Genomic DNA, 18977 nt, shown 5'->3' with positions numbered 1-18977 from the left:
AACGCCTGTGGTTAACCCCGACCAGTGCTTCATTGCGACGGTGCGGGAAGCCAGGCTTCGGTAAATTCAAACCAGCCGCGCGGCGTCAGACGGACACCGTTAACACCGGGCGGCGCGCTAATGCGATAGTGATAGTTAAACAGTGGTGTCAGCGTGGCGTTATCCATTAATTGTGTGAAGACCGCTTTCAGGGCGTTATGTCGGTTTTCCTCATCAGGCATCAATTGCACGGCATCCAGTGTTGAGTGCAGATGTGCATATGTGCTGGCAGTGAAAACATGTGGCCAGAGCGGATCGCAACGCAGCCATTGCTCAAGGGTATATTCCGGTGCTTCGCCAATTAGTCTATCGCCCATCATCAAATCTGCCTGAGCCAGTGGGGTTGTGTCATCCCAGTTTTTCGCATGATGAAAAATAATCTTTAATTCGCAACCTTCTGCTGCCAGCGTCGTCCGTAGCTGTTCTGCCATAGCATGAAGTTCCACTGGCAGGTGATAAGCCAGCGTCAATGTTTCCGGTAGTTTGACCTCATCAGGCACTTCCCATTGCGGAATAGTCCAGCCAGGCAGCAATGCATTACTGGCGGTGATCAGGTTTTCTCCGACTTCTAACGTTTGCAGTAAACCAGATTGATGAATAATGGTGATCACTTTTCGCGCCTGCCAGAGGGTTAGTCGGGAGCTTTTGCGCAACGTTAAATAGCAAAAACCTAAACTGATGCCGCTACTGACCTGGCTGACCAGAGGCAGATCCTCGGGTTTACCGATAGTGATTTGCACTGGATGCTGGCAACTGGTTCCCAAATCTTTTTCAAAAAGCGGTGGAGTTATCCAGTATTCAACCGCTTTTAGCAGTGGATGACGTAAATGGTAATAATCGTGACTTTCCAGACGCACCAGTTCCGCTGTGAATTGTGTTAAGCGAAAAGGACCGGTTCCCACCTGCGGGAATTGTGGATGCGCGAGATGACTGCAATAGCTTGCCAGCCGGTGGGCAAGCCAGTAATCGGGGCGATGTAAAAAGAAGGTCAGGCACTGTGGATGGGGGACTTCAATACGCTTCACGCTAATAAATAATTTACCCAATGCAGGTAGCTGGAGCAGCATCAACAACCGCTGATGCAGTTGCGTTGCTTTTACAGCATCGCCGTTATGCCAGTGCAGCGTTGAACGAAGATAAAAATCCCAGCGTAGCCCGTCAGTAGACGTTTCCCAGTGGTGCGCTAAATCGCCAATTGGGCGTTGCGTATTATTGTCGAAGCGGGTCAGGCCGGAAAAAACTTGCCCGGCGAGATGCTGCTCGGCACGGCCGGGCAAAAAGCCCGGTTGTAGCGGTTCGAGTGGGCGATAATAGGGGATACGCAACGTCGGTGTATCGTTATGCCATTGCCCGCCCATAAACGGTTGTAACAGGGTACGCAGCTCGCCAGGAGCCAGTTGCGCCAGCTCCAGCACATCCTGCTGTTTCCCGGTTTCCAGCGCCTGTTCCATCATCGTATTGCGCAGGAATTGCGGCGTCACCAGAAAGCGTAGTTGCCCGCGCTTTCCGCGTCCTGATTGCGCCTGCCACTCCAACCATCCAGCCTCCTGTGCCTGACGTAACAGTGTGCGCACATGCCGTTCGCTGCAAAAACAGCGTTCGGCCAGTTCGCTGACGGTCACGGACTGCGTCTCTCCCGCGGAAGGTTGCCACAGACGTTGATACTGGTTAAGACGGTTAAGCAGTCGCATATAAACCCGGAACAATATTATTTAACTATTCACTATTACTTCCGTATATATCAGGTGATACTCAATCACCATTAACCCTGCCACAGAGTGGAGAAAGAAATGGCTCGTCTGGCAGCATTTGATATGGACGGCACTTTATTGATGCCTGACCACCACTTAGGTGAGAAAACCCTCTCTACTCTGGCGCGCCTGCGTGAACGCGATATCACCCTTACTTTTGCTACGGGTCGCCATGCGTTGGAGATGCAGCACATTCTCGGGGCGCTATCGCTGGATGCGTATTTGATTACCGGCAACGGTACGCGCGTGCATTCTCTGGAAGGTGAATTGTTACATCGTGATGATTTACCTGCAGATGTAGCGGAACGGGTGCTCTATCAGAAGTGGGATACCCAGGCCAGCATGCATATCTTCAATGATGATGGCTGGTTTACCGAACGCGAAATTCCGGCGTTGTTGCAGGCATTTGTCTATAGCAAGTTTCGTTATCAGATTATCAATGTTAAAAAAATGCCTCTCGACCGCGTCACCAAGGTCTGTTTCTGTGGCGATCATGACGATCTTACGCGCTTGCAGATCCAACTACAGGAAGCATTAGGCGAGCGGGCACATTTGTGTTTTTCCGCGATTAATTGCCTGGAAGTACTGCCGGTGGGGTGCAATAAAGGCGCAGCGTTGGTGGTGCTGACCCAATATTTAGGTTTTTCGCTGCGCGACTGCATGGCCTTTGGCGATGCGATGAACGATCGTGAAATGTTAGGCAGCGTCGGCAGCGGCTTTATTATGGGCAATGCGATGCCGCAACTTCGCGCGGAACTCCCTCATTTACCGGTGATTGGACACTGCCGAAATCAGGCTGTCTCTCACTATTTGACGCACTGGCTGGACAATCCACATCTACCTTATTCCCCCGAATAACGAGATCCCTTCCAGCACCGGGCAATAGCCCGGTTTTTTTTGCTTTGAATTTGTCATTTTGTGCAGTGGCGTTTAAACCGCACAGAATAAATTGTCGGTATTTGACCTTTAAAATAGAATGAAAAGAGAAAATAATTCTCTGTGGGTGGGCTATGTTAGATAAAATTGATCGTAAGCTGCTGGCCTTACTACAGCAGGATTGTACCCTCTCTTTGCAGGCTCTGGCAGAAGCCGTTAATCTGACAACCACGCCTTGCTGGAAGCGTCTGAAACGGCTGGAGGATGACGGTATCCTTATCGGCAAAGTTGCCTTACTGGACCCGGAAAAAATTGGCCTCGGGCTGACCGCTTTTGTACTGATTAAAACGCAACATCACAGCAGCGAATGGTATTGCCGCTTTGTCACGGTGGTAACGGAAATGCCAGAAGTGCTGGGGTTCTGGCGCATGGCCGGTGAATACGATTATCTGATGCGTGTCCAGGTTGCCGACATGAAACGCTACGACGAGTTTTATAAGCGTCTGGTAAACAGCGTGCCAGGGCTGTCGGACGTTACTTCCAGTTTCGCGATGGAACAGATTAAATACACCACTTCTTTACCCATCGAATAAATATCCAAAATCAGGTCAGGACACAACGCGTGCGATTATTTGCTCAACTAAGCTGGTATTTCCGTCGGGAATGGCGTCGCTATCTCGGGGCTGTGGCCTTGCTTGTCATTATCGCGATGCTGCAACTGGTTCCGCCGAAAGTAGTCGGGATTGTGGTCGATGGCGTGACGGAACAACACTTTACGACCGGACAGATCCTGATGTGGATCGCCACTATGGTGCTGATTGCAGTCGTGGTTTATCTACTGCGTTATGTCTGGCGTGTACTGTTGTTCGGTGCGTCTTATCAACTGGCTGTTGAACTGCGTGAAGATTATTACCGCCAGTTAAGCCGCCAGCATCCAGAATTTTACCTGCGTCACCGGACGGGGGACTTAATGGCCCGCGCGACGAATGACGTTGATCGCGTGGTATTTGCCGCCGGGGAAGGGGTGCTGACGCTGGTGGATTCGCTGGTGATGGGCTGCGCGGTGCTGATTATGATGTCAACGCAAATTAGCTGGCAGTTGACCTTAATAGCGCTGCTGCCGATGCCGGTGATGGCGATCATGATCAAACGTAATGGCGACGCTTTACATGAGCGTTTTAAGCTGGCGCAGGCGGCGTTTTCCAGCCTCAACGACCGCACCCAGGAGAGCCTCACCAGTATCCGTATGATTAAAGCCTTTGGTCTGGAAGATCGCCAGTCGGCGCTATTTGCCGCAGATGCCGAGGACACTGGCAAGAAAAACATGCGTGTGGCACGTATTGATGCCCGTTTCGATCCGACCATCTATATCGCTATTGGGATGGCGAATTTACTGGCGATTGGTGGGGGAAGCTGGATGGTTGTGCAGGGCAGTTTAACGCTGGGACAGCTCACCAGTTTTATGATGTATCTTGGCCTGATGATCTGGCCGATGCTGGCGCTGGCATGGATGTTTAACATTGTGGAACGCGGCAGCGCGGCGTACAGCCGTATTCGAACGATGCTGGCGGAAGCGCCGGTCGTCAAAGATGGTAGCGAAAGTGTGCCGGAAGGACGCGGTAAACTGGATGTGAATATTCGCCAGTTTACCTATCCGCAAACTCACCATCCTGCGCTGGAAAACGTCAGTTTCGTATTGAAGCCCGGTCAGATGCTGGGCATTTGCGGGCCGACCGGTTCCGGCAAAAGTACCGTGCTGTCACTCATTCAGCGTCATTTCGACGTCAGCGAGGGGGATATTCGCTTTCATGATATTCCTCTGACGCAGCTACAACTCGACAGTTGGCGTAGCCGCCTGGCAGTCGTCAGTCAGACGCCGTTCCTTTTTTCCGACACCGTGGCGAATAACATTGCGCTGGGTTGCCCGAATGCTACCCAGCAAGAGATTGAGCACGTAGCGCGTTTGGCCAGTGTGCATGACGATATTCTTCGTCTGCCGCAAGGTTACGACACAGAAGTGGGCGAACGTGGCGTGATGCTTTCCGGTGGCCAAAAACAGCGTATCTCCATTGCCCGGGCGTTACTGGTGAATGCGGAAATCCTCATTCTGGATGATGCGCTTTCTGCGGTGGACGGACGCACAGAGTACCAGATCCTGCATAACCTGCGCCAGTGGGGACAGGGGCGAACGGTCATCATCAGCGCCCATCGTCTTTCTGCACTGACAGAAGCCAGTGAAATAATTGTGATGCAGCACGGGCATATCGCTCAACGCGGCGATCATGATGTGCTGGCGCAACAAAGCGGCTGGTATCGCGATATGTATCGCTATCAACAACTGGAGGCGGCGCTTGACGATGCCCCTGAAATTCACGAGGAGGCCGTTGATGCGTAGTTTTAGCCAACTGTGGCCGACTCTGAAGCGCCTGTTAGCATACGGTTCGCCGTGGCGTAAGCCGCTGGGTATTGCGGTTCTGATGATGTGGGTTGCAGCAGCGGCAGAAGTGAGTGGGCCGCTGCTCATCAGCTATTTTATCGACAATATGGTGGCGAAAAATAATCTGCCGTTGAAGATGGTTGTTGGTCTGGCGGTGGCGTATGTTGGGCTGCAACTGCTTGCCGCCGGACTGCACTACGCGCAGTCGTTGTTGTTTAACCGGGCGGCGGTTGGCGTTGTACAACAGTTGCGTACCGATGTGATGGATGCTGCGCTACGCCAGCCATTAAGTGAGTTTGATACCCAGCCGGTCGGGCAGGTCATTTCCCGCGTCACCAATGACACAGAAGTGATCCGCGATCTCTACGTTACCGTGGTAGCAACCGTTTTGCGTAGCGCCGCACTTGTGGGTGCGATGCTGGTGGCGATGTTCAGTCTCGACTGGCGAATGGCGCTGGTGGCAATAATGATCTTCCCGGTCGTGCTGGTGGTGATGGTGATATACCAGCGTTACAGTACGCCGATTGTCCGCCGCGTGCGCGCCTATCTGGCGGATATCAACGACGGTTTTAACGAAATCATCAATGGCATGAGCGTTATCCAGCAGTTCCGTCAGCAGGCGCGATTTGGTGAACGTATGGGGGAGGCCAGCCGTTCGCACTATATGGCGCGAATGCAAACCCTGCGGCTCGACGGCTTTTTACTGCGACCACTGCTTAGTCTGTTTTCATCGCTCATTCTTTGCGGTTTGTTGATGCTGTTTGGTTTCTCTGCCAGTGGCACTATTGAAGTGGGCGTGTTGTATGCGTTTATCAGCTATCTGGGGCGACTTAACGAACCATTAATCGAACTGACCACGCAACAGGCAATGCTGCAACAGGCTGTTGTCGCAGGTGAGCGTGTATTTGAACTGATGGACGGGCCGCGCCAGCAATATGGCAATGATGATCGCCCGTTACAGAGCGGCACCATTGACGTCGATAATGTGTCGTTTGCCTATCGTGATGACAATCTGGTACTGAAAAACATTAATCTGTCTGTGCCTTCGCGCAACTTTGTGGCGCTGGTCGGGCATACCGGCAGTGGCAAAAGCACTTTGGCAAGTTTGCTGATGGGCTATTACCCGCTAACGGAAGGCGAGATTCGTCTCGACGGCCGTCCGTTAAGTTCGCTAAGTCACAGCGCGCTGCGCCAGGGCGTGGCAATGGTGCAGCAAGATCCGGTTGTGCTGGCGGATTCCTTCCTGGCGAACGTTACGCTGGGGCGTGATATCTCCGAAGAACGCGTCTGGCAAGCGCTGGAAACGGTGCAACTGGCAGAGCTGGCGCGCAGCATGAGCGACGGCATTTATACGCCGTTGGGCGAGCAGGGGAATAATCTCTCAGTCGGGCAAAAACAGTTGCTGGCGCTGGCGCGTGTGCTGGTAGAAACACCGCAAATCCTGATCCTTGATGAAGCAACCGCCAGTATTGATTCCGGTACTGAACAGGCGATTCAGCACGCCCTGGCGGCGGTGCGCGAACATACTACGCTGGTGGTGATCGCTCACCGCTTATCGACCATTGTTGATGCCGACACCATTCTGGTGCTTCATCGTGGACAAGCCGTGGAGCAGGGGACGCACCAGCAACTGCTTGCGGCTCAGGGACGTTACTGGCAGATGTACCAACTGCAACTTGCAGGAGAAGAACTGGCTGCCAGCGTACGTGAAGAGGAATCGTTGAGCGCCTGATTAGCGCAAAATTTCATCGTTGGTGCAAAAATGCAACGCACTGTGCACTGTCATAGTGCGTTTTTGTTTTCAATCACCTTTGCGTCCTGCTTTCCCTCTCGTTTTTCATTTCTGGCACACCGCTTGCAATACCTTCTTCGTGTAGCAGAACCATTACCGAATTCTGACCGGAGGGGATCTATGAAGCTGGTGACCGTGATAATCAAACCATTCAAGCTGGAAGACGTTCGTGAAGCGTTATCTTCCATTGGCATCCAGGGCCTGACCGTCACTGAAGTGAAAGGTTTCGGGCGTCAGAAAGGGCATGCTGAGCTGTACCGTGGCGCGGAATACAGCGTCAATTTCCTGCCAAAAGTAAAAATCGATGTGGCGATTGCCGATGATCAACTCGATGAAGTGATCGATATCGTCAGCAAGGCGGCTTACACCGGAAAAATTGGCGACGGCAAAATCTTTGTCGCTGAATTGCAACGCGTCATTCGTATCCGTACCGGCGAAGCCGACGAAGCGGCGCTGTAATCTCTGGCACACAGCAACAGGACTGAAAAATGAAGATAGCGACGATAAAAACTGGGCTTGCTTCACTGGCGATGCTGCCAGGACTGGTAATGGCTGCTCCTGCGGTGGCAGATAAAGCCGACAATGCGTTTATGATGATTTGTACTGCGCTGGTGCTGTTTATGACTGTTCCGGGTATCGCGCTGTTTTATGGTGGCCTGATTCGCGGTAAAAACGTGCTGTCGATGCTGACACAGGTGACCGTGACCTTTGCATTGGTTTGTATTCTCTGGGTGGTTTACGGCTACTCACTGGCGTTTGGCGAGGGCAACAACTTCTTTGGCAACATTAACTGGTTAATGTTGAAAAATATCGAATTGACCGCGGTAATGGGCAGTATCTATCAGTATATCCACGTGGCGTTTCAGGGATCGTTTGCCTGTATTACCGTTGGCTTGATCGTCGGGGCGCTGGCGGAGAGGATTCGCTTCTCGGCAGTGTTAATCTTCGTGGTGGTGTGGTTGACGCTCTCTTACATTCCGATTGCGCATATGGTCTGGGGAGGCGGTTTGCTGGCTTCCCACGGTGCGCTGGATTTTGCCGGTGGCACAGTGGTGCACATTAACGCCGCAATCGCCGGTCTGGTAGGCGCGTATCTGGTCGGTAAACGCGTGGGCTTTGGCAAAGAGGCGTTTAAACCGCACAACCTGCCGATGGTCTTTACCGGAACTGCCATTCTTTATATCGGGTGGTTTGGTTTTAACGCCGGGTCTGCGGGCACGGCAAACGAAATTGCGGCACTGGCGTTTGTTAACACCGTGGTAGCAACGGCGGCGGCAATTCTTGGCTGGATCTTCGGTGAATGGGCACTGCGCGGTAAACCTTCTCTGCTGGGGGCTTGCTCTGGTGCGATTGCCGGTCTGGTCGGCGTGACGCCTGCCTGTGGTTACATTGGTGTTGGCGGCGCGTTGATTATCGGCGTGGTAGCTGGTCTGGCAGGCTTGTGGGGCGTTACTATGTTGAAACGTCTGCTGCGGGTGGATGATCCCTGCGATGTCTTCGGTGTACACGGCGTTTGCGGTATTGTCGGCTGTATCATGACCGGAATTTTTGCCGCCAGTTCGCTGGGCGGTGTGGGCTTCGCGGAAGGTGTGACGATGGGCCATCAGGTGTTGGTACAACTGGAAAGTATCGCCATTACGATCGTCTGGTCTGGTGTGGTGGCGTTTATCGGCTACAAACTGGCGGATTTGACGGTTGGCCTGCGTGTACCGGAAGAACAGGAACGTGAAGGGCTGGACGTCAACAGCCACGGCGAAAATGCCTATAACGCGTAACCTGCAATCAAATACAAATTTGCCTGATGCGCTGTGCTTATCAGGCCGACAATAAAAATCACAATTTATTGAATTTACAAGAATTGGTAGGCCGGATAAGGCGTTTACGCCGCCACCGGCATCAACAAAAGCACGTTACCAACAATCTGACAGCCGGACGGTTTTCACCTCCGGCTGTTTTTTAATTGTGATTACGCATTACCCCTTCCTGAACGGTCGAGGCAATCAGCATGCCGTCCTGGGTATAAAACTCACCACGCACAAATCCGCGGGCACTGGACGCTGACGTGCTCTCCACGCTATACAGCAGCCATTCGTTTAAATTAAACGGTCGATGGAACCACATGGAATGGTCGATGGTAGCAATTTGAATCCCCGGTTCGAGAAAACCGATGCCGTGCGGCTGTAAAGCTACTGGCAAGAAATTGAGGTCAGAGGCATAACCGAGCAGGTACTGATGAACGCGCAGATCATCCGGCACGCTGCCGTTCGCGCGGATCCACACCTGACGATGGGGGGCTGCGACGTGGCCTTTCAGTGGGTTATGAAACTCCACCGGACGGACTTCCAGCGGACGATCACAGATAAATTTATCTTTCAGCACTGGCGGTAACAAGTGGGCCAGCGACTGGGCGATTTGCGTTTCCGAAGGCAGACCATCAGGCGCAGGGGCTGGAGGCATCTCTTTTTGGTGTTCGAAACCCGCTTCCGGTGCCTGGAAAGAGGCCGTCATATAAAAGATCGGTTTGCCGTTTTGAATAGCAGCCACACGACGGGCGCTGAAACTGTTGCCGTCGCGCAGCGTTTCGACATCGTAAATAATCGGCTTTTTACTGTCGCCAGGGCGAAGAAAGTAGCTGTGGAACGAATGCACCAGACGCTCTTCGGGAACTGTCTCTTTTGCAGCATACAGCGCCTGACCCACGACCTGGCCACCAAACACCTGGCGTAAACCTAAATCTTCACTCTGGCCGCGAAAGAGTCCTTCCTCAATTTTTTCCAGATTCAACAATGTCAGTAAATTTTTTAAGGCCTGACTCATATTAACTCTCCAGTAACAAAGCTGCCGCAGCAAGCCAAAGTGAGTTGAGTATAACGCAATTTTGTTACTGGTCCGATGGGTGCAATGGTCTGAATTACTGGCTAAATGCAGGCGTTAATACGTGACATGTGCCACACTTATTGACGTTACTATTTTGTTAACCACTCTTCCGGCGAGGAAAGTTAGCCCGCTGGTGCATTGATAATAAGGAGAAGTGAATGAAACTCGTGCACATGGCCAGTGGTTTAGCGGTTGCGATTGCGTTGGCGGCTTGCGCGGATAAAAGCGCGGATATCCAGACGCCAGCACCGGCTGCAAATACGTCTATTGCAGCGACACAGCAACCTGCTATACAACAACCGAATGTTTCCGGTACGGTCTGGATCCGTCAGAAAGTCGCACTGCCGCCTGACGCCGTGCTGACCGTGACACTTTCTGACGCGTCGTTAGCGGATGCGCCTTCTAAAGTTCTGGCGCAGAAAGCAGTACGTACCGAAGGTAAACAGTCACCGTTCAGTTTTGTTCTGCCATTTAACCCGGCAGACGTTCAGCCGAATGCGCGTATCCTGTTGAGTGCGGCGGTTACCGTCAACGACAAACTGGTGTTTATCACCGATACCGTTCAACCGGTGATCAATCAGGGCGGAACCAAAGCTGACCTGACATTAGTGCCGGTTCAGCAAACCGCCGTGCCGGTTCAGGCCAGCGGTGGCGCAACAACCACTGTACCGTCGACTTCCCCGACACAAGTGAATTCGTCTTCGGCAGTTCCAGCACCTACGCAATACTAAGCGCCATTAACCCTCTCCGTCCGGAGAGGGTTAATAAATCCAGCGATAACGCTGCAAGTCGATTTGCCCGCTTCCCGACACCATCACACCTTCTGCCAGCAACGCCTGCCGCTGACGCTGTAAATCTGGGCCGGTTAACGAAATTGTGCCATGGCGATTAACCACCCGGTGCCAGGGCAAGGTGCTGCCTTCGGGTAGGCGCTTTAACACAGCGCCTACCTGGCGCGCGGCGCGGGGTGATCCTGCCAGTTTTGCGACATCACCGTAGGTGGTGACATAGCCTTCGGGAATAGCGGCTACGATTTGCCAGACGCGTTGGGGAAATGAATCTTCTTTTTCCATCTTTTCTTCCTGAGGTAATTTTTCAGCATAATCTGGAAAAACGCCTGAGTGAAGCCGCATTGCGCAAGAAAGCAGCATCTGGCACGCAATGGGTTGCAATTAGCAGGGGCAGCAGTGATAATGCGCCTGCGCGTTGGTTCTCAACGCTCTCAATGGGGGCTCTGTTGGTTCTCCCGCAACGCTACTCTGTTTACCAGGTCAGGTCCGGAAGGAAGCAGCCAAGGCAGATGACGCGTGTGCCGGGATGTAGCTGGCAGGGCCCCCACCCATTTCTGTTTCCCCGCCGTTTCGTCAAAAAATCTCAATGTGGCTAAACTTTAATCACGACTGACGCTGCAGGAATTGCCTGACTGCGCAGTACGCTTCGGAGGAGTTTCTGATGAAGTATGTTGATGGGTTTGTTGTTGCTGTTCCTGCCGAAAATAAGGATGCCTACCGGGAAATGGCCGCAAAGGCCGCGCCACTGTTTAAAGAGTTTGGCGCGCTTCGCATTGTCGAATGTTGGGCCAGCGATGTGCCAAACGGCAAAGTGACCGATTTTCGCATGGCAGTGAAAGCGGAAGAGAATGAGGAAGTGGTGTTTAGCTGGATTGAATATCCTTCAAAAGAGGTCCGCGACGCTGCCAATCAAAAAATGATGTCTGACCCACGGATGAAAGAGTTCGGTGAATCAATGCCGTTTGATGGCAAACGGATGATTTACGGTGGGTTCGAGTCAATCATCGACGAGTAGCGTGACGGGTGTGCGGCGTGCCGCCAGCCCCTAATTCAGAGATGCTGTTTTGCCCAGATAATGAAATCTTCTTTTGGCAAAGCTTTGCTGTACAACCAGCCCTGACCGTAGTGCACACCATGCTGGCGTAGCCACTCTTCCTGTTTGCTGGTTTCGATGCCTTCCGCCACCATTTTCAGCTTCAGCGTTTTTGCCATTTCGATGATATGCGGGGTGACATTTTTATATTCCAGTGCGTCAACGAAGGATTTATCTATTTTCAGAATATCGACATCCAGATCCTGCAAATAACTTAAGCTCGAATAACCAGTACCGAAATCATCCAGATAAATATCATGACCGGCTTCCCGGTAGCGAGAAATGATCGGAGCGCTGGTTTTCGGATCGGCAAACTCGCGCTCTGTGAGTTCAAGCGCGATCTGTTTAGGGTTAACCTGGTAGTGGTTGATCATTTTCCCCAGGAGTTGCGGAATTTTTTCCGATGTGAGCACAGTAGATTCCAGATTGATTGAAATATGCTGGTTCGGGTGTTGTCGCAGCCAGTCGCCCATATCTTCAAATACGTTTCTTATAATCAGCAGCGTCAGTGGTTCAGAAAGACCCGTTTGCTGTGCCAGCGGGATGAAACTATCCGGTGACAACCAGCTACCGTCCGTCTGTGGCCAACGTGCCAGTGCTTCGGCACCGACAATTTTGCCATTGGCTAAGGAGACAATCGGCTGATAATGTACGCAAATATCACGGTTTTCGATGGCATCTTGCAGTCGGTGATGCGGTGACTGGAGGCGGCGCAAAATACGAAGCACAAATATCGCTGCCAGCAGACCAATTAATAACCCAACAGGTAACCAAATAAAGACCTGCCGATACCAGCTTGTTTGCAACATTTTCGTTGGAGCCCAGGTGATGATGGAAATATTCATCTCCGGGAGGGGCTGGATGTCGTAAATAATTCCATTATTTTCGATATGCTCACCGGGCGTTTTTTGTAGTTGGGTAATAATGCCCCGGGCAATTTCATCGCTGCTGGTTATGACAGTATTATGGGCATTGCCAATAATGGCGGCATCAATTTGCCATGAGCTATAAGGAATTACGTCGATAAAGGAGGCAGGATCGATCATTACTACGTAATGTGCGGTTCCCATAGCAACCATGTAACGGGTGATACCTAAGTCGTTGTGCGAGGTTAACCAGACACGATAACCCTCTTTTGAAATCCTCCCCGGCTCCGGGAAGGTATCCGGTGGGCTTTCGTGTTCCAGAGAAGAGCACTGGGGAATGTTGTTATCGATATAGACCACTTCCTGAATATAGCGATAGCTGTATGAAACCCGGCGCATTTCCATGAGATGTTCTTCACTACAGGCTCCACCTTGCCATCTTTCCAGCTCTTGCAGCGCATCTTTTCCTTGCATCGCCACTTTATTGGCCCGAATAGCGACACGGGAAGAATAGGTATTCAACTCCTCAATAAATGACGCTTCTACCTGCTGATGGGCCAACCAGACGCTTAAGCCGACAGGCAGCAGTACTGAAAGTATAAGTACACCTGAAATCAGGCTGACCAGATGTCGTGTTCTCACCAGCATGTCCTTATTAACACAGTGTAGGGAAAGTATATCTGATCGTGAAAAAAGGCTGGCAAGAGATCAGTGGTTAGGACGGGGATTTCATGCAGTGACAGGTGGCAACGATCGTTGTCAATTGACCAGGCGTAGAGGTTTACGCCTGGTGGGAAAACCTAACTTAAGATGTTACTTCGGTGCGGGTGAGGGTGAATATATCATAAAAAGACAGTTCACCTTTACGGACGATCATTTTTTGCAGTTGTTCTTTATGAACATCCGCGACACGCGGCGAGTTCAGTATGGCTTCAACCAGCGCAGCAGGGACAAATCGCGTGTTATACCATTCGCCGTTATAGCAAACCCGAAAATCGAGCACGTCGATATCTTCATAGCGGTAGCGTGGGTAGACATCGAAAAAGAAGAAACCGTTAAGCAGGATGAATAACACAACCAGTAGCCAGACTGAATCTGACAGCGTTTGGGACTGCAACATTACCGCCAGTGTGGCAAAAAAAGCAACATACATGCCGATAAACAGCCCCGGATGTTTGCGGATAAAACTGATACTAAAGCGGGGTTTGTTGTCGCGTTTTTCGCGCGTATTCAGAGAATCAATCGTTTCGGTTAGCAGGCGTTGTATTTCAGTCATCTTTTGCCTTCGTGGTATCTGCAACTTTCCAGTGAACACCCTATTTTAACGTGGGAATGATATGAAGAAAGTAACAGATTTGCCACAATTTTGCATAACAGTTGCAAATTGTAGTTACAGCTTTTTAATGATTCTGGCTGGGTTGCCGCCCACGACGACGTTGTCCGGGATATCTTTTGTGACGACCGCACCTGATGCCACTACGACGTTATCGCCAATGGTAACGCCCGGGTTAATGATGGCACGCCCCCCAATCCAGACGTTATTACCGATAGTCACCGGTTTCCCCAGTTCACCACCAGCATTACGTTCTACAGGATCGACAGGGTGTGTAGCGGTATAAATATGAACGCCCGGAGCCAGAATGCAATTATCGCCAATACGAATAGGGCAGACATCAAGCATTACGCAATCGAAGTTTGCGTAAAACCCTTTACCGAGGAAAATGTTATAGCCATAGTCGCAACGAAAGGAAGGCTCAATATACGCATCCGCAACCTGGCCGAGTAAATCGGTGAGAATTTGTTGGCGTAGTGATTGATCTTCCGGCGCGGAATGGTTGTATTGGTGAATAAGCTGACGAGCGCGCAGGCGATCGCGAGATAAAGTCTCATCTGCCGAGCAATACAACTCACCAGCAATCATCTTTTCTTTTTCTGTGCTCATTACAAACATCCTGGTTGCTGAAAATGCGGCAACACAGTAATGCAAAAAGCCAATGAAGAGAACGTTCCCGTTACTTCTGTGTGATGGAGATCACATGAGGAATGTCTTCATGGAAAAAATAGAATATACTTAATAAACAGACTGTTATAGCCTGATTTTATACTAATTGAGTTATCGAATAAATTTCCACACCGAGGAAGGGATCTTGTCGTAAAGCTTATTCATGGTCAATTCTGCAAGGCGGTGATCTGCGGCTGAGTAAAATACCGCCAGTTCATTATCTGATAGTTCGTATTTATTTTTCTCGATAACACGTTCCAGCGTGTCAATTGTCTGACAACGACGCAAACGCATCAAATAATCGGTTTTTGTTAAAGGTTTATCGGACATACTTCTACCCATGGTTGTAATAATTCGAACAAGATAAACTTGCAGGATTCTCTTTCGTGGCATTCACGAAACAACGGAACAGTCGGTTACCTGACTTCCGCCATTTCTGGAGATCCTGCATATTAATACCATAACTACTGAACAACATAAAGGTGTCGTCCAGATATTCATCTATCTGCTCAATGAGCTTATTGTCTTCATTATACTTAATTTTGTAATTAAGCGCGAAGGTTGCAATATGCTCAATGAGTTCATTAAGTTGCAGATTGATAGCCGAGGTAGGGTCGTTAACCCAACCATGATTGCTTTCTTCAAGGTTTGCAAGACAGTCATGATACAGGGTTTCGCAAAGAAACTTAAGCTGTGCAATATCATGTCTTTTTGGTGAGTATTCATCCATAACGCGTCCCCTTCTTAGCGATTGAACTAACGGACACCTTTCGGGATGGGAAAACTTACTGACCTGGACTTGCCCTCACATTTGTTAGATTAACTATAATCCACTCTTTGAAGGTTTTCATCGCATTATTACGAAAAATTACAATTAGGAGGAGGAGAGGGAAAAGGCTTACTTCTTCATCCTGGCACCAACTACGTAAAGCCTAAAGCAGTTAGTTTGATGCTATTCATAACGTAATCAGGATTCTCGCATCGCGGCTGATAAAATGGTATGGGAATTTGTCACACTAATACCCAGGATTGCTCTGATTATGATGTAATTGACATGAATAAATAAAGAATTGCCGCAAATAATTAAGAATAGCCTCTAGATGTCTATGGGTTATTATACCTATTAGCGCGACTTAATATAAATTAACTAACAATAGGCATTTTTTATGAATTTTATGCCGCGTTAAAACTACCCTCCGTTTGAAACCTTAGCTGTAAACATTGTGACTTTAAGATTATACGTATTAAAAAGGCCGCTTGCGCGGCCTTAGTGATTACGAGTTTTATCAATGATGATCGACAGTATGGTTGTGTTCGATATCTTCATTCTTACGGCTAAAGCGGCGGCGAACCACCACAAAGAACACCGGAACGAAGAAGATCGCCAGTACCGTTGCGGTCACCATGCCGCCCATTACACCAGTACCAACTGCGTTCTGTGCGCCGGAACCAGCACCAGTACTGATAACCAGCGGCATAACACCGAGGATAAACGCCAGTGAAGTCATCAGGATCGGACGTAAACGCATTCGCACCGCATCCAGAGTAGCTTCAATCAGACCTTTACCTTCTTTATCCATCAAGTCTTTGGCGAATTCGACGATAAGTATCGCGTTCTTCGCTGACAACCCAATGGTTGTGAGCAGGCCCACCTGGAAGTAAACGTCGTTGGTTAAGCCACGGAAGGTGGCTGCCAGCAATGCACCGATAACCCCCAGCGGAACAACCAGCATAACGGAGAACGGAATTGACCAGCTCTCATACAGTGCCGCCAGACACAGGAACACGACAATCAACGAAATCGCGTACAGCGAAGGTGCCTGGTTACCGGAGAGGCGTTCCTGATAGGACATCCCCGTCCAGTCGTAGCCAACCCCCGTAGGCAGCTTACTCGCCAGTTGTTCCATCAGCGCCATCGCTTCACCGGTACTCTTACCCGGTGCCGCCTGACCTAAGATCTCCATGGATGGCAGACCGTTGTAACGTTCCAGACGCGGCGAACCGTATTCCCAATGTGAAGAGGAGAACGCCGAGAATGGCACCATCTGACCATCAGCAGCACGAACATACCAGTTACCGATATCTTCCGGCAGCATGCGGTATTTCGCTTCTGACATTACGTAAACTTTCTTCACACGACCGCGGTCGATAAAGTCGTTCACGTAGCTGCCGCCCCATGCAGCCCCCAGGGTGGTGTTAATGTCGTTAATAGAAACACCCAGTGCCTGAGCTTTTTCCTGGTCGATATCAATCTTAAACTGCGGCGTATCTTCCAGGCCGTTCGGACGCACGCTGGTCAGCAGATCAGGGTGCTTCGCTGCTTCGCCCAGCAACTGGTTACGTGCCTGGGTCAGTTTTTCGTGGCCGAGGCCCGCCTGGTCAATCAGCTCAAAGTCAAAGCCGGTTGCCGTACCCAGTTCCACAATCGCTGGCAGGTTAAAGGCGAACACCATCGCATCTTTAATTTGCGAGAAGGCACGCGTTGCACGCGTGGTAATCGCTTCAACTTTGTTCTCATCACCCGGACGGTCAGCCCAGTCCTTCAACGAAACGAACGCAATACCCGTGTTCTGACCACGTCCCGCAAAGCCGAAGCCGTTAACGGCGAACACCGATTCAACGTTGTTCTTTTCTTTGGTCAGGTAGTAATTCGTCACCTCGTTGAGCACTTTTTGCGTGCGTTCTTGTGTTGCACCTGCAGGCAGTTGGACCATGGTCATAAACACGCCCTGGTCTTCATCTGGCAAGAAGGAGCTTGGCAGACGCACGAACAGATAGGCCATGCCGACAACAATGATCAGATACAGCACCAGATAACGCCCCGTACTGCGCAGAATACCGCCTACGCTGTCGGTATAGTGGTGCGTGCTCTTTTCGAACATGCGGTTAAACCAGCCGAAGAAGCCTTTTTTACCTTCCCCATGATCGCCTTTAGCGATAGGTTTTAGCATGGTCGCACAAAGCGCCGGAGTCAGGATCAACGCCACCAGTACTGACAATGCCATTGCGGAAACAATGGTAATGGAGAACTGACGATAGATTGCACCAGTTGAGCCGCCAAAGAAGGCCATCGGTATAAATACAGCCGACAGCACCATCGCGATACCAACCAGTGCGCCCTGAATCTGCCCCATTGACTTACGAGTGGCTTCTTTCGGCGGCAGACCTTCTTCTGCCATCACACGTTCAACGTTTTCTACCACAACGATGGCGTCATCCACCAACAGGCCGATAGCGAGCACCATCCCGAACATTGTTAGCGTGTTTATCGAGAAACCAAAGGCAGCAAGGACGGCAAATGTTCCCAGCAATACCACCGGTACAGCAATGGTCGGAATCAACGTCGCGCGGAAGTTCTGCAAGAACAGATACATTACCAGGAACACGAGGATGATTGCTTCGACCAGGGTTTTCACTACTTCGTGAATGGAGATTTTCACGAACGGCGTAGTGTCGTATGGATAAACGATTTTCAGACCCGACGGGAAAAACGGCTCCATCTTCGCCAGTTCAGCCCGGATTGCTGAGGCGGTATCCAGCGCGTTTGCACCGGTCGCCAGCTTGATACCCAGACCAGAAGCCGGTTGTCCGTTAAATTCCGCGATGATGTCGTAGTTTTCACCACCCAGCTCAATTTTCGCCACATCACGCAGCAGTACGCGGGAACCATCCTGATTCACTTTCAGCAGAATTTTGCCGAACTCTTCAGTGGAGGTCAGACGCGTCTGAGCAATAATAGAGGCGTTAAGCTGCTGGCCTTTAACCGGCGGCGTACCACCGAGCTGACCGGCAGCTACCTGGGCGTTCTGTGCTTTGATTGCGGTAATAACATCAACCGGCGTTAACTGGTATTTGTTCAGTTCATTCGGGTTCATCCAGATACGCATCGCGTACTGGGAACCGAACAACTGAACGTCACCGACGCCCGATGTACGGCTGATGGCATCTTTCATATTTGCCGCTACGTAGTCAGAGATATCCTCCTGCGTCATGGTGCCGTCGGTGTTGATAACGCCGACAACCATCAGGAAGCTACTGGAAGATTTCTCAACACTCACCCCTTGCTGCTGTACTTCCTGCGGCAGTAACGGCATTGCCAGTTGCAGTTTGTTCTGCACCTGAACCTGCGCGATATCCGCATCAGTACCAGACTCAAAGGTCAGAGTGATCTGCACAGTACCCGTGGAGTCACTATTGGATGACATGTACATCAGGTTATCGATACCGTTCATATTCTGTTCGATAACCTGTGTAACAGTATCCTGCACTGTTTTTGCATCAGCGCCAGGATAGGAAGCGGAGATCGTTACTGCCGGCGGTGCAATCGTAGGATATTGCGCCACCGGCAGTTTGAGGATCGCCAGCCCCCCTGCCAACATGATGATGATGGCGATCACCCACGCAAAAATCGGGCGATCAATAAAGAAATTAGGCATGTCTTAACGGCTCCTGT

General features: G+C 50.8%; 17 protein-coding genes and 1 other RNA gene. 9 read left to right on the top strand and 9 right to left on the bottom strand.

Going from position 1 to position 18977, the window contains the following annotated elements:
* Positions 1–29: 29 nt before the first annotated feature.
* Entirely contained in the window at positions 30–1730 is a 1701-nt protein-coding gene (locus tag ESM_RS0115280; RefSeq protein WP_001238185.1) for an SgrR family transcriptional regulator, read from the bottom strand.
* 99 nt (positions 1731–1829) lie between these two features.
* On the opposite strand from ESM_RS0115280, the gene cof reads away from it, so the two are divergent.
* The 6 genes from cof to amtB all read left to right on the top strand — a co-directional run bounded on the left by cof (position 1830) and on the right by amtB (position 8670).
* On the top strand, positions 1830–2648 hold the full coding sequence (gene cof / locus ESM_RS0115275) for an HMP-PP phosphatase (protein WP_001515892.1): 819 nt from the start codon (positions 1830–1832) through the stop codon (positions 2646–2648).
* Positions 2649–2800: 152 nt separating this feature from the next.
* Complete coding sequence (gene decR / locus ESM_RS0115270; RefSeq protein WP_000884589.1) at positions 2801–3259, top strand: DNA-binding transcriptional regulator DecR; 459 nt, start codon at positions 2801–2803, stop codon at positions 3257–3259.
* A gap of 29 nt (positions 3260–3288) precedes the next feature.
* Positions 3289–5061: a SmdA family multidrug ABC transporter permease/ATP-binding protein gene (locus tag ESM_RS0115265; protein ID WP_001235650.1), complete on the top strand. Its 1773-nt coding sequence runs from the start codon at positions 3289–3291 to the stop codon at positions 5059–5061.
* The gene (locus tag ESM_RS0115260) at positions 5054–6835 is read left to right on the top strand and encodes a SmdB family multidrug efflux ABC transporter permease/ATP-binding protein (protein WP_001256183.1); all 1782 of its coding nucleotides are present in this window, start codon (positions 5054–5056) and stop codon (positions 6833–6835) included. Before ESM_RS0115265 ends, ESM_RS0115260 begins: the two co-directional genes overlap by 8 nt.
* 180 nt (positions 6836–7015) lie before the next feature.
* The gene (gene glnK, locus ESM_RS0115255; protein WP_000780338.1) at positions 7016–7354 is read left to right on the top strand and encodes a P-II family nitrogen regulator; all 339 of its coding nucleotides are present in this window, start codon (positions 7016–7018) and stop codon (positions 7352–7354) included.
* Between the two features lie 29 nt (positions 7355–7383).
* Positions 7384–8670 (top strand): ammonium transporter AmtB, encoded by a 1287-nt coding sequence (gene amtB / locus ESM_RS0115250; protein WP_000685045.1) that lies wholly within the window; start codon positions 7384–7386, stop codon positions 8668–8670.
* A 181-nt stretch (positions 8671–8851) separates the two neighbouring features.
* On the opposite strand, the gene tesB is transcribed toward amtB, so the two are convergent.
* Positions 8852–9712, bottom strand: coding sequence for an acyl-CoA thioesterase II (gene tesB, locus ESM_RS0115245; protein ID WP_000075873.1), 861 nt, complete (start codon positions 9710–9712; stop codon positions 8852–8854).
* A 218-nt stretch (positions 9713–9930) separates the two neighbouring features.
* On the opposite strand from tesB, the gene ESM_RS0115240 reads away from it, so the two are divergent.
* The gene (locus ESM_RS0115240; RefSeq protein WP_000779817.1) at positions 9931–10503 is read left to right on the top strand and encodes a YbaY family lipoprotein; all 573 of its coding nucleotides are present in this window, start codon (positions 9931–9933) and stop codon (positions 10501–10503) included.
* A gap of 30 nt (positions 10504–10533) precedes the next feature.
* Here the strand turns inward: ESM_RS0115240 and ESM_RS0115235 are convergent, their stop codons facing one another.
* Positions 10534–10845: an MGMT family protein gene (locus tag ESM_RS0115235; protein WP_000409903.1), complete on the bottom strand. Its 312-nt coding sequence runs from the start codon at positions 10843–10845 to the stop codon at positions 10534–10536.
* 162 nt (positions 10846–11007) lie between these two features.
* Between ESM_RS0115235 and ffs the strand changes: the two genes are divergently transcribed.
* Both ffs and ESM_RS0115230 read left to right on the top strand, forming a co-directional pair.
* An RNA gene (ffs, locus tag ESM_RS1000000126935) (signal recognition particle sRNA small type) lies at positions 11008–11104 on the top strand.
* Between the two features lie 120 nt (positions 11105–11224).
* The gene (locus ESM_RS0115230; protein ID WP_000878149.1) at positions 11225–11578 is read left to right on the top strand and encodes a DUF1428 domain-containing protein; all 354 of its coding nucleotides are present in this window, start codon (positions 11225–11227) and stop codon (positions 11576–11578) included.
* 35 nt (positions 11579–11613) lie between these two features.
* Here the strand turns inward: ESM_RS0115230 and ESM_RS0115225 are convergent, their stop codons facing one another.
* The 6 genes from ESM_RS0115225 to acrB all read right to left on the bottom strand — a co-directional run bounded on the left by ESM_RS0115225 (position 11614) and on the right by acrB (position 18960).
* Positions 11614–13164 carry an EAL domain-containing protein gene (locus tag ESM_RS0115225; RefSeq protein ID WP_001515896.1) on the bottom strand — a complete coding sequence of 517 codons (1551 nt, stop codon included), beginning with the start codon at positions 13162–13164 and terminating at the stop codon, positions 11614–11616.
* A gap of 163 nt (positions 13165–13327) precedes the next feature.
* On the bottom strand, positions 13328–13798 hold the full coding sequence (locus ESM_RS0115220; RefSeq protein ID WP_010379081.1) for a YlaC family protein: 471 nt from the start codon (positions 13796–13798) through the stop codon (positions 13328–13330).
* 114 nt (positions 13799–13912) lie between these two features.
* Positions 13913–14464, bottom strand: a complete 552-nt coding sequence (gene maa / locus ESM_RS0115215; RefSeq protein ID WP_000102537.1) for a maltose O-acetyltransferase — start codon at positions 14462–14464, stop codon at positions 13913–13915.
* Positions 14465–14635: 171 nt separating this feature from the next.
* Positions 14636–14854 (bottom strand): HHA domain-containing protein, encoded by a 219-nt coding sequence (locus ESM_RS0115210; protein ID WP_001280991.1) that lies wholly within the window; start codon positions 14852–14854, stop codon positions 14636–14638.
* Between the two features lie 4 nt (positions 14855–14858).
* Complete coding sequence (gene tomB / locus ESM_RS0115205) at positions 14859–15254, bottom strand: Hha toxicity modulator TomB (protein WP_000344801.1); 396 nt, start codon at positions 15252–15254, stop codon at positions 14859–14861.
* Positions 15255–15810: 556 nt separating this feature from the next.
* Positions 15811–18960, bottom strand: coding sequence for an efflux RND transporter permease AcrB (acrB, locus tag ESM_RS0115200; protein ID WP_001132495.1), 3150 nt, complete (start codon positions 18958–18960; stop codon positions 15811–15813).
* Positions 18961–18977 lie beyond the last annotated feature (17 nt).

It is taken from the genome of Escherichia sp. TW09308 (assembly GCF_000208565.1).
GTDB lineage: Bacteria > Pseudomonadota > Gammaproteobacteria > Enterobacterales > Enterobacteriaceae > Escherichia > Escherichia marmotae.
This window is presented reverse-complemented; position numbering and strand designations above follow the sequence as displayed.

Coding starts and splice junctions, on each gene's coding strand:
- ESM_RS0115280 (WP_001238185.1), bottom strand. CDS start 1,730: ATGCGACTGCTTAACCGTCTTAACCAGTATCAACGTCTGTGGCAACCT.
- cof (WP_001515892.1), top strand. CDS start 1,830: ATGGCTCGTCTGGCAGCATTTGATATGGACGGCACTTTATTGATGCCT.
- decR (WP_000884589.1), top strand. CDS start 2,801: ATGTTAGATAAAATTGATCGTAAGCTGCTGGCCTTACTACAGCAGGAT.
- ESM_RS0115260 (WP_001256183.1), top strand. CDS start 5,054: ATGCGTAGTTTTAGCCAACTGTGGCCGACTCTGAAGCGCCTGTTAGCA.
- glnK (WP_000780338.1), top strand. CDS start 7,016: ATGAAGCTGGTGACCGTGATAATCAAACCATTCAAGCTGGAAGACGTT.
- amtB (WP_000685045.1), top strand. CDS start 7,384: ATGAAGATAGCGACGATAAAAACTGGGCTTGCTTCACTGGCGATGCTG.
- tesB (WP_000075873.1), bottom strand. CDS start 9,712: ATGAGTCAGGCCTTAAAAAATTTACTGACATTGTTGAATCTGGAAAAA.
- ESM_RS0115240 (WP_000779817.1), top strand. CDS start 9,931: ATGAAACTCGTGCACATGGCCAGTGGTTTAGCGGTTGCGATTGCGTTG.
- ESM_RS0115235 (WP_000409903.1), bottom strand. CDS start 10,845: ATGGAAAAAGAAGATTCATTTCCCCAACGCGTCTGGCAAATCGTAGCC.
- ESM_RS0115230 (WP_000878149.1), top strand. CDS start 11,225: ATGAAGTATGTTGATGGGTTTGTTGTTGCTGTTCCTGCCGAAAATAAG.
- ESM_RS0115220 (WP_010379081.1), bottom strand. CDS start 13,798: ATGACTGAAATACAACGCCTGCTAACCGAAACGATTGATTCTCTGAAT.
- maa (WP_000102537.1), bottom strand. CDS start 14,464: ATGAGCACAGAAAAAGAAAAGATGATTGCTGGTGAGTTGTATTGCTCG.
- ESM_RS0115210 (WP_001280991.1), bottom strand. CDS start 14,854: ATGTCCGATAAACCTTTAACAAAAACCGATTATTTGATGCGTTTGCGT.
- tomB (WP_000344801.1), bottom strand. CDS start 15,254: ATGGATGAATACTCACCAAAAAGACATGATATTGCACAGCTTAAGTTT.
- acrB (WP_001132495.1), bottom strand. CDS start 18,960: ATGCCTAATTTCTTTATTGATCGCCCGATTTTTGCGTGGGTGATCGCC.